General features: G+C 58.2%; 8 protein-coding genes. 6 read left to right on the forward strand and 2 right to left on the reverse strand.

Annotated elements, in window-relative coordinates; all coding sequences use genetic code 11:
• Position 1: 1 nt before the first annotated feature.
• A complete protein-coding gene (locus HZB29_06440) occupies positions 2–793 on the reverse strand; it encodes a uracil-DNA glycosylase (protein ID MBI5815233.1) in 792 nt (263 codons plus the stop codon).
• Positions 793–1,986 carry a bifunctional phosphopantothenoylcysteine decarboxylase/phosphopantothenate--cysteine ligase CoaBC gene (coaBC, locus tag HZB29_06445; protein ID MBI5815234.1) on the reverse strand — a complete coding sequence of 398 codons (1,194 nt, stop codon included), beginning with the start codon at positions 1,984–1,986 and terminating at the stop codon, positions 793–795. Before coaBC ends, HZB29_06440 begins: the two co-directional genes overlap by 1 nt.
• A gap of 419 nt (positions 1,987–2,405) precedes the next feature.
• Between coaBC and HZB29_06450 the strand changes: the two genes are divergently transcribed.
• From HZB29_06450 to lpxA, 6 genes are read left to right on the forward strand one after another with little or no spacing between them, the layout of a single operon-like run.
• On the forward strand, positions 2,406–4,838 hold the full coding sequence (locus HZB29_06450; GenBank protein ID MBI5815235.1) for an ATP-dependent Clp protease ATP-binding subunit: 2,433 nt from the start codon (positions 2,406–2,408) through the stop codon (positions 4,836–4,838).
• 19 nt (positions 4,839–4,857) lie between these two features.
• On the forward strand, positions 4,858–7,146 hold the full coding sequence (gene bamA / locus HZB29_06455; protein MBI5815236.1) for an outer membrane protein assembly factor BamA: 2,289 nt from the start codon (positions 4,858–4,860) through the stop codon (positions 7,144–7,146).
• A gap of 29 nt (positions 7,147–7,175) precedes the next feature.
• A complete protein-coding gene (locus HZB29_06460; GenBank protein MBI5815237.1) occupies positions 7,176–7,727 on the forward strand; it encodes an OmpH family outer membrane protein in 552 nt (183 codons plus the stop codon).
• Positions 7,724–8,746 (forward strand): UDP-3-O-(3-hydroxymyristoyl)glucosamine N-acyltransferase, encoded by a 1,023-nt coding sequence (lpxD, locus tag HZB29_06465; protein MBI5815238.1) that lies wholly within the window; start codon positions 7,724–7,726, stop codon positions 8,744–8,746. The genes HZB29_06460 and lpxD overlap by 4 nt, the downstream gene beginning before the upstream one ends.
• Positions 8,743–9,180 carry a 3-hydroxyacyl-ACP dehydratase FabZ gene (gene fabZ, locus HZB29_06470; GenBank protein MBI5815239.1) on the forward strand — a complete coding sequence of 146 codons (438 nt, stop codon included), beginning with the start codon at positions 8,743–8,745 and terminating at the stop codon, positions 9,178–9,180. The genes lpxD and fabZ overlap by 4 nt, the downstream gene beginning before the upstream one ends.
• Positions 9,180–9,953: an acyl-ACP--UDP-N-acetylglucosamine O-acyltransferase gene (lpxA, locus tag HZB29_06475; GenBank protein MBI5815240.1), complete on the forward strand. Its 774-nt coding sequence runs from the start codon at positions 9,180–9,182 to the stop codon at positions 9,951–9,953. Before fabZ ends, lpxA begins: the two co-directional genes overlap by 1 nt.
• The last annotated feature ends 202 nt before the right edge of the window (positions 9,954–10,155 follow it).

The following is a 10,155-nucleotide window of genomic DNA, read 5'->3' on the forward strand; positions in this document are numbered from 1 at the left end:
TTCAACCCTTCTTCGCCGGGGCCTTTAGCCCAAGCTTCTTCATTACCAATTGCAGGTCGCTCCATGCGTCTTTCTTGGACGATTCGTTCCGCAAAAGGTACGCCGGGTGGAACGTGGGCAGAAGGGGAGTGCCGTGGTATGAGTGGAAATCCCCGCGCAACTTCGATATGGGGATGTTGTTCTTGAGCAGCGTGTTGGCTGCCACCGCCCCCAGGGCGCATATGATCGCCGGGCGGATTATCTCTATCTGGCGGAGCAGGTACGGCTCGCACATTTCCACCTCGCCGGGGAGGGGATTGCGGTTCTCCGGCGGGCGGCACTTTATTATGTTGGCGATGTACACCGTCTCCCGGGAAAGGCCCATGGCGCCGATCATCTTGGTCAAAAGCTGGCCGGCGCGCCCCACGAAAGGCTCCCCCTTCTTGTCCTCCTCGGCCCCCGGCGCCTCGCCTATGAACAAAAGCCGCGCTTCCGGATCGCCCACGCCGAAAACGGTGTTCGTCCTCCCTTCGCACAACCCGCACTTGACGCACCCGCCCACCTCCATCTCGATGGCGGCCAGCTTCTCCCTTTTGGAGCCGTCCTTGCCCCGTTTTTTCACTTCTTCTTCCTTTATCGCGGGTGGAGCCGTCTTTGGCTCCGTCTTCACCGCCAATTCCGCCGCGCCGGACAATCTTTCGATAAGTCCGCGCTGCAATGTCCCTTCAACGTTCTCATGGCCGTGCAGCCTTAACGTCTCAAGCTCCGATTTGAGCGCCGCCAACCTGACGGCCGCCGTCCTGGCTCCGCTCATCAGCCCTTCACCTTGACGGACCGGAGGGACATTATCTCATCAAAAATCTTCCGCGCAACGTTCTCTTTCAGGTCACGGCCGATATTTGCTGTCACGCCATCTTTATTTATTATGGTCACCTCGTTAAAATCCGAGCCGAACCCTATGTCCCGGCGGGAAACGTCGTTGACCACGATCATGTCCAGGTTTTTCTCCGCCAGCTTTTCACGGCCGTATTCCAGCGCGCGCTCGGTCTCCGCGGCGAATCCCACAGTCATCCTGTCCCCCTTGCGCTGGCCGGCGCCCGCCAGTATGTCCGGATTTGGCGTAAGATTCACCTGCCAGTGTTCCATGGACTTCACTTTTTTGTCCGGAACCTCCTCCACCCTGTAATCCCCCACGGCGGCGGCCATCACAAGGATGTGTGCCTCCTCAAAAGCGATATGCACCGCCTTTTGCATCTGTATGGCCGTCTCCACTTTCACAACATTCACTCCGTCCGGCGCACAGGCCTCCATGGCCGCCGCGATCAGGGTGACATCCGCCCCGCGAAGGGCCGCCTCACGGGCCAGGGCCACCCCCATTTTGCCCGACGAGCGGTTTCCGATATACCGCACAGCGTCGATTGGCTCCCTTGTCCCCCCGGCGGTGACCACCACCTTGATACCAATCATGTCCCGATGGATCCCAAGCCTGTCCGCCACGGCGGCGGTTATCTCCTCCACCGGGGCCATTTTGCCTTCACCTTCGTCACCACAGGCCAAAAGGCCGCTGCAGGGGCCGATCACCGTCACCCCGCGTGATTTGAGTTTTTCGATGTTGTCCTGCACCGGCTGGTTTTGCCACATTTTGGTGTTCATCGCCGGGGCCATAAGCACAGGCAGGCCGCATGCGGTAAGCAATGTGCTGAGCATGTCGTCCGCCACGCCGTTGGCCATTTTGCCGATGATATTTGCGGTGGCCGGGGCGACAATCATCATGGAACATTCCCGGCCCAGCGTGATGTGGGGCATTGGCTCTTCCCCCGGTTCCGGCAATCCGGCCCGGATCACGGGCGATCCTGTGAGCGCCTCGAACGTGAGGGGGGTGACGAATTTTTCCGCGTTGGCCGTCATCACCACTTTTACGCCAAGCCCCAGGTCCATAAGGCGCCGGGCAAGATCGGCGGCCTTGTACGCCGCCACGCCGCCCGTCACGCCGAGGATAACCTTCATCAATAGAGAACCTTGTACAAAATTAATAATTATAGCAGGAGAGGGCGGACGGCTGACGTGATAATTTTTCGATTGCGTACTTGCGTGGAGTTTTTCACCACAGAGGCGCGGAGGCGCGGAGGGAGGAATTTAAAAGCTCATAGTCCCAATCAATGTTTGCTACGTTGTATATCAACCCTGGCTCATTGCAATAACCTCCTGAATACAGGTCCATGAATTTCCTGATCTTGGCGCCTCTGTGCCTCTGTGGTGAAATAATTATCTTAAAAACGGTCCGGCACGTGCTATTTTGCCTGTTAATTTCTTTGATGAAGCGTAAATTGTTATGGCGGCGGATGTTGTGTTAGAATCAGTCAGATAAGGACACGGCGCAGGCCGCGATAGCGGGGCCTTGGCCGCATAACGAAGGGAGACCGTTAATGTTTAAAAGATTCACCGAGCGGGCCCGCAAGGTGATTATCCTCGCTCGCGAGGAAGCCGAGAAAAACCAGCATGAATACCTTGGAACGGAACATCTGCTCCTTGGCGTGTTGAAAGACGCCGGCGGCGTGGCCGTTGCCGTGCTCCAGAGGCTCAGCGTGGACTTAAAGCAGGTTCGCGCCGAAGTGGAGCGGAACATGCCGCCAAGCTCGAACACACTTATCATCGGCGACATACCCTTCACCAGCCGGGCGAAGAAAGTGCTGGAATATTCCGTCGAGGAGGCCCGCTCCATGGGCCATAGCTATATCGGGACGGAGCATATCCTTCTTGGCCTGATGCGGGAAAAAGACGGTATCGGCGCCCGTGTCCTGGTCAATTTCGGGGTGACATACGCGGACGTGCGCGAACAGACCATCAGCCTGCTTCGTGAACCTGCCTCCACCCAGGAAAAACAACAGAGCAAGACCCCCGCGCTGGACGAATTCGGCCGGGACCTCACAGAGTTTGCCATCAAGGGAAAGCTCGACCCTGTCATCGGGCGGGACAAGGAAATAGAGCGGGTCATCCAGATACTGGCTCGCCGCACGAAGAACAACCCTGTGCTGATAGGCGAGCCCGGGGTGGGCAAGACCGCGATAGTGGAAGGGATGGCGCAAAGGATAGTCTCCCGCCAGGTGCCGCAGCTTTTATACGACAAACGCGTGATAAGCCTGGACCTGGGCTCCGTCATCGCCGGGACGAAATACCGCGGCCAGTTCGAGCAGCGGATAAAGGCGATCATGAAGGAGATCACCCAGGCGCATAACGTGATCCTGTTCATAGACGAGATACACACCCTTGTGGGCGCCGGGGCGGCGGAAGGGAGCGTGGACGCTTCGAACATGTTAAAGCCGGCGTTGTCGCGCGGTGAGATACAGTGCATCGGCGCCACCACGCTGGACGAGTACCGCAAATATATCGAGAAAAACGGGGCGCTGGAGCGCAGGTTCCAGCCGATCATCGTCCAGCCGCCGGGGGTGGACGAGACGATAGAGATCATCCGCGGGCTCAAAGAGGAATACGAGGCGCACCACAAGGCGGTGATCACCGACGAGGCGATCATATCCGCCGTGCGCCTTGCGGACAGGTATATTGCCGACCGGTTCCTGCCGGACAAGGCCATTGACGTGATAGACGAGGCTGGGAGCCGGGTGCATCTTCGCAAGGTGACGCTGCCGCCGGACATCCGGGACATGCAGAAGAAGATAGACGAACTGGTGGCCGACAAGAAGGAGCGGATCGAAAAGCAGGAGTTCGAGGCTGCGGTGGAACTGCGCGACAAGGAAGAGGAGATGCGGCTGGAGATGGACAGGCTGCGGGACCAGTGGGAGTCCCGGCAGGACCTTAGCCGCCCGATGGTGGGCGAAGAGGACATCGCCTATGTGGTCTCTTCGATCACCGGGATACCTCTGAGCAGGATAGAAAAAGAGGAGTCGCACAAGCTCCAGGTGATGTCCAACGAACTGAAGAAGAAGATTTTCGGCCAGGAAGAGGCGATAGACGGGGTGTGCAAGGCCATCCGGCGCTCCCGCATGGGGCTAAAAGAGCTTAACAAGCCGATGGGTGTGTTCCTGTTCCTCGGCCCGACGGGGGTGGGGAAGACGGAGCTTGCCAACGTGCTGGCCGAATACCTTTTCGGGGACAGGACATCGCTTATCAGGCTGGACATGTCCGAGTACATGGAAAAATTCGCGGCGTCCAAGCTCGTTGGCGCGCCCCCGGGCTATGTGGGCTACGAGGAGGGCGGGCAGTTGACGGAGCGCGTCCGCAGGCGGCCTTACGCCGTGGTGCTTTTCGACGAGATAGAAAAGGCGCACCCGGAGATATTCCACATGCTGCTTCAGATCATGGACGACGGGCGGCTGACGGACAGCTATGGGCGCACCGTGAGCTTCAAGAACGTGATATTGATAATGACCTCCAACCTTTCGGCGAGGATCATCGAAAAAGGCGCCACGCTGGGCTTCCAGGCGGACAACCCGGAGCAATCGCACAAGAAAATGAGCGACGGGATCAAGGCGGAGCTTCGCAAGACGTTCAACCCGGAATTTTTGAACCGGATTGACGAGATCGTCACATTCCACAAACTGGAGAAAGAGCATATCGCCCGGATTGTGGACCTGCAGATAGAAGAACTCAAGAAGCGGCTGGACGAGGAGGGGATCACGCTGGAGGTGGAGCAGTCCGCCAAGGAGCACCTGATCAACGAAGGGTTCGACCCATCCTATGGCGCCCGTCCGCTCAAGCGCGCCGTGCAGAAGCTCATCGAGAACCCGCTTTCCGAAGAGATGTTATACGGAAGGTTCAAGAGGGGCTCCTGGGTGACGGTGACGTTCGAGGAGGGCAAGCTTGAGTTCCACGAGAAGAATCCGCTGGTAGGCAGCGTGTGACGGTCCGGCCACCGGTGGAATGAAAAAACTCGAACGAAGCTCCTGGATTGCATTGGCGGCAGCCATTTTCATGGCGCCGCTTTTATTTTCCACGGCGTTTGCCGCTCCCCAGAAAACCGTGAAGGACATCCGCGTAAAGGGCGTGACCCGCGCGGACAAGAGCACGGTGCGCTATTACATCCACGCCAAGATCGGCAAGCCCTATAACGCGGCCGAGGCCGCCGAGGACATCCGCAGGCTGTACGGGCTCGGTTTTTTCGACGAGATAAGTCTGGACCTTTCCGACGAGCAGGGGGGCGTGGTCCTCACGTACGTGTTCAAGGAAAAGCCCTTCGTCCGCGAGATCGTCATCACAGGCTCCAAAGAGGTGGAGGAGAAGCTGGTCGCCGCGAAGATCAAGACCCAGAAGGGGACGTTTTTCCGGCAGGACCAGATACCCTGGGACTGCAACCGCATCAAGCAGGTGTACCGCAACAAGGGATTCTATTTTTCCGACGCGCGCGCCATCGTCAAAAAGCTCGGGGAAAACCAGGTGGACGTGGAGTTCGTCATAGACGAGGGGCAGAAGATACTCGTCGGCGGCGTCACATTCCGGGGCGCCACGGCCTTTTCCCAGCGGACCTTGCAAGGGCAGATAGAGAGCGAACCGGCGGCCTGGTACGCGTCGGTGTCGGACATGGGGACTTACAAGAAAGACGCGCTTAAGACCGACCTTCTGCGGCTGGAGTCGTATTACCACGACAACGGCTACATCAAGGTGAAGATATTCGACCCCGAAGTGGAGGTGGACAAGGAGAGGCGCAAGATATACATAACCTTCCCGCTGTCGGAAGGGGAGCAGTACCGTGTCGGCTCCATCCAGATAGAGGGGGACGAGGTATATACGGAGGCCGAGCTTGCCGAAAAGGTGAAGCTCAAGAGCGGCGACGTTTTCAACCGAAGCCAGTTCCGGCAGGACATATTCGAGATAACGGACATGTACTCGCAGAAGGGCTATGCCTTCGCCAACGTCCTTCCGGCGGTGGAGGCCAAGGAAGAGACGAAGACCGTGGACATGAAAATATCGGTGCAGAAGGGGAAGAAGGTCTATGTGGGCCGCATAAACATAAGCGGCAACGACGAGACCCGGGACCGGGTGATAAGGCGCGAGTTCCGCCTTGGCGAAGGGGAGCTTTTCAACAGCGAAAAGCTCCGGCGTTCCCGCCAGAGGATAAACAACCTCAGTTTCTTCGAAAACGTGGAGATCGAACAGCGCAGCAGGAAGGAAGAGGACCTTCTGGACATCGAGACCAAAGTGATAGAGCGCAACACCGGGCAGCTCTCCTTCTCGCTGGGCTACAGCTCCATTGAAAACCTGATAATCCAGGGGCAGGTGAAATGGGCCAACCTTATGGGCCGCGGGCAGGACCTTTCGTTCACCGTGGACTCGTCGTCCCGCAGGAGCGATTTTTCGGTGAGCTTCACCGAGCCTGCCATTTTCGACCGGGAGATCTCCGGCGGATTCGACGTTTACAACACGGCCTACACTTACGACGCCTATGAGACCCGAAACACCGGCGCCGGAATACGGATAGGCAAGTCGCTGGGTGAATACCTTTATGGACGGCTCGGCTACAAGCTTGAGAAGACCGAGGTGACCATAATTGACTCCACCACCGCAGGCTCTTACCTGCTGGCGCAGGAGGGGATAGCCACCACCGGCATGGTGTACCCGTCGCTGACGTACGACACCAGGAACGATCCGTACAGCCCCAGCGACGGGCAAAGGCTCTATGGCCTGTTCGAGCTTGGAGGCGCGGGGGGCGACCAGCAGTTCTGGAAAGGGACAGGCGAGCATGCCATTTACAAGGGGCTTCCGTTCAATTTTGTCGGCATGTTCCACACGAAGATAGGTATCGCCGACGGTTATGGAGGGAAGGACCTGCCGATAACACAGAAGTTCTTCATGGGCGGCCCACGTTCCCTGCGCGGCTTCACCATCCGGGACATCGGCCCGAAGGACGAGAACGGCGAGGCGATCGGCGGCGAGGCTTTACTGCAATTCAACGCTGAATTACAATATCCCTTCACCCGGTATTTCCGGGGCTACCTGTTTTACGACAGGGGCCAGGTATATGGAAAAGGAGACGTGCAGGGCAACACGACGGACAAGAATTTCGACATCGAGAATATGAGGCACAGCTGGGGGCTGGGCGTGCATTTCTTCTCCCCGATGGGGCCGATTACCCTGGCGTATGGATTCAAGCTGGACAAAAAGGCGAACGAGTCGCCCAGCGAATTCCATTTCACCATCGGAGGGGCGTTTTGAAGTCAATTAGCGAAAGGAGAATGACAGTGATGAGGACAATAATGGCGGCGCTTTTCTGCGCGGCGGCAGTCTTGGCCACTCCGAAAATATCGGCGGCGGACTCGAAGATCGGCGGGGTGAACATACAGAAAGTGCTGGACGATTCGGAGGCGGGGAAAAAGGCCCTGACTGAGCTTAAGGACCGGGCCGACAAGGAGAAGGACCACCTGGAGAAGAAGCTGGACGCCATCAAGAAACTGGAAAAGGACATCGAGTCGCAGAAGATGGTGGCCAAAGAGGGGGCCATCGTCGAGAAAGAGCAGGAGCTAAAGAAACTTAAAAGGGAACTGGACGCGTTCCGCGAGGACACCTCCCAGACCCTTCAGAAGGCCCAGGGGCAGACCATGCGCAAGCTCATCACCGACGTGCGCAGGATCATCAAGGACTACGCCAAGAAGAACGGATACACCCTCATCGTTGAAAAAGGTGACGACGCCGCCATGGTAAGCGGATTTGTGATGTACCTGGACGAGTCGGCGGACATCACCGGCGCCGTCATCAAGGCGTATGACGAGGAAACAAGGCAGGGCAAGAAAAAATGAAGCTTGGGCTCATAGCCGAAGCTTTGGGGCTGACGGCGTCCGGCGGCGGTGACATTGAGATTTCAAATGCCGCTCCGCTGGACACCGCCGGGCCGTCCGATATTTCGTTCGCGCTCAACAACCGGAGCGCCGCCGCCATAGCCGCTTCGCGGGCGGGTGCGCTGGTCCTTCCCAAAGGCTCCACTGTGGACCGCCCGGCGATCATCGCGGACAATCCGCTTTACGTGTTCGCCATGGTGATGGACATGCTCCACCCGGAAAAGGCCGCCGCCCCCTCCATCCATCCCACCGCCGTGATCGGGATGGACGTGAAGATCGGCGAGGGGGTTTTCATCGGCCCCCACGCCTCCATCGGTGACGGGAGCGAACTTGCCGAAGGGGTCAGCGTAATGGCCGGGGCGCGTGTGGGGGCCAACTGCGTGGTCGGCCCCGGTTCAAAACTGTTCGAAAACGTGGTGGTGTACGGCAAAACGAAGATCGGCGCCAGGTGCCGGATCCACGCCAACACCACCATAGGCTCCGACGGATTCGGCTACACAAGGCTCGGCTCCGGAAAACACCACAAGGTGCCCCAGCTTGGAAGCGTTGTGATAGAGGACGACGTGGAGATAGGGGCGAACACCTCCGTGGACAGGGGGATGCTCTCGGCCACGGTAATAAAAAGCGGAACCAAGATAGACAACCAGGTGCAGATCGGCCATAATTCGGTGATAGGGCGGGACGTGATAATCGCCGGATGCTCCGGGGTGGCCGGTTCGTCGGAAATAGGGGACGGGGTGATGATCGGCGGGGCCTCGGCCGTGTCCGACCATGTGAAAGTGTCTTCAGGGGCGCTTGTCGCCGGGTTCACCGGGGTGCACACCGATTTGACGGAGCCGGGGGTGTATTCCGGGCCGCTGGCGATGAAGAACATGGAGTATAAAAGATTTGTGCTGTCCGGTAAAAGGCTGGACAAGGTGAACGAAAGGCTGAAGGCGCTGGAGGAAAAAATGGGGGGCAAAGAGGGGAAAAACGAATGATCATCGAGCATCACGAACTATACCAGTACATACCCCACCGCCATCCATTCCTGCTCATAGACAGGATAGTGGAGATAGAACCCTTCAAAAGGGTGGTGGCCATAAAAAACGTGACCGGAGGGGAGTACTTCTTCCCCGGCCATTTCCCCGGAAAGCCTGTGATGCCCGGCGTGCTGATCGTGGAGGCCATGGCGCAGGCGGCCGCCGCGCTGGCCACATATTCCAGCCCGGACGACCGGGGGAAAATAATATATTTCGCGGCGATAGACGGGGCGCGGTTCAAAAGAATGGTGATCCCCGGAGACACTATCCGCATAGAAATAGAGGTTGAAAAGGCCAGAAGCAGGCTTTGGAAAGTGAAGGCCCGCGCCACGGTGGAGGGCGAAACGGCCTGCGAGGCGGACCTTACCGCGATGGTGGCGGACAGCAAATAATGGCGGCGGACATCCATCCCACGGCGATTGTGGATACAAAGGCCACGATTGGCGAAGGGTGCGTTATCGGGCCTTTCACAGTCATCGGGCCGGAAGTGACGCTGGGGGCGGGGTGCGTGATCGGGCCAAGAGTGTCGCTGGACTGGCTTCGGGCCGGGGCCAATGTCACCATCGGGGCCAACACCCTGGTGGGGGGGGACCCGCAGGTGTACAACTGGAAAAACGTCCCATCGTGGGTGGAGATAGGGGACGGAGCGCTGATAAACGAGCTTACCGCCATCCACCGCTCCATGTACGAGGGCAAGTCCACGGTGATAGGGGCCGGGTGCTTCGTGATGACCCAGGTCCATATCGGACATGACTGCCAGCTTGGAAAAGAGATCACCGTGACCACCCTTGCGGGTCTTTCGGGGCATGTGTCGGTGGACGACTATGCGGTGATCGGCGGAGGGGCCGGGATCCACCAGTTCGTCCGGGTGGGGGCGATGGCGATGGTGGGGGGGATGAGCAGGATTGTGCAGGACGTGCCGCCGTATTTCACCGTGGCTGGCAATCCGGCGGCGTCCTTCGGGCTAAACGCATATGCGCTCAAAAAGCGCGGAATGTCGCTAAAAGACAGGGTGAGCCTGAAAAACGCCTATCACATCCTGGCCCGGTCCAACCTTCCATTGACCGACGCCATCGCCAAGATAGAATCCCAGGGAGTGGCGGAGGGGCCGCTGAAAAACGTCGTCGAATTCGCAAAATCCTCCGAAAGAGGGCTTACGCTCTAGGATTTCATCCACTTTTGACTATCATCACTCCCGCTACCTTGATATAATCCCTTCCCGTATGGCAGTTATTAACCGTCTCATAATAGTATTGACATAAGTGGATATATGCGTTACGCTGTAGTCCATGAAGAATACAGATGGGCGCGGGCTTGATAGTAAGACATTGACGCAGTTGCGCAAGCGGGCTGTGGCCTGTGTGCAG

Source organism: Nitrospinota bacterium, from assembly GCA_016235255.1.
GTDB lineage: Bacteria > Nitrospinota_A > UBA7883 > UBA7883 > JACRLM01 > JACRLM01.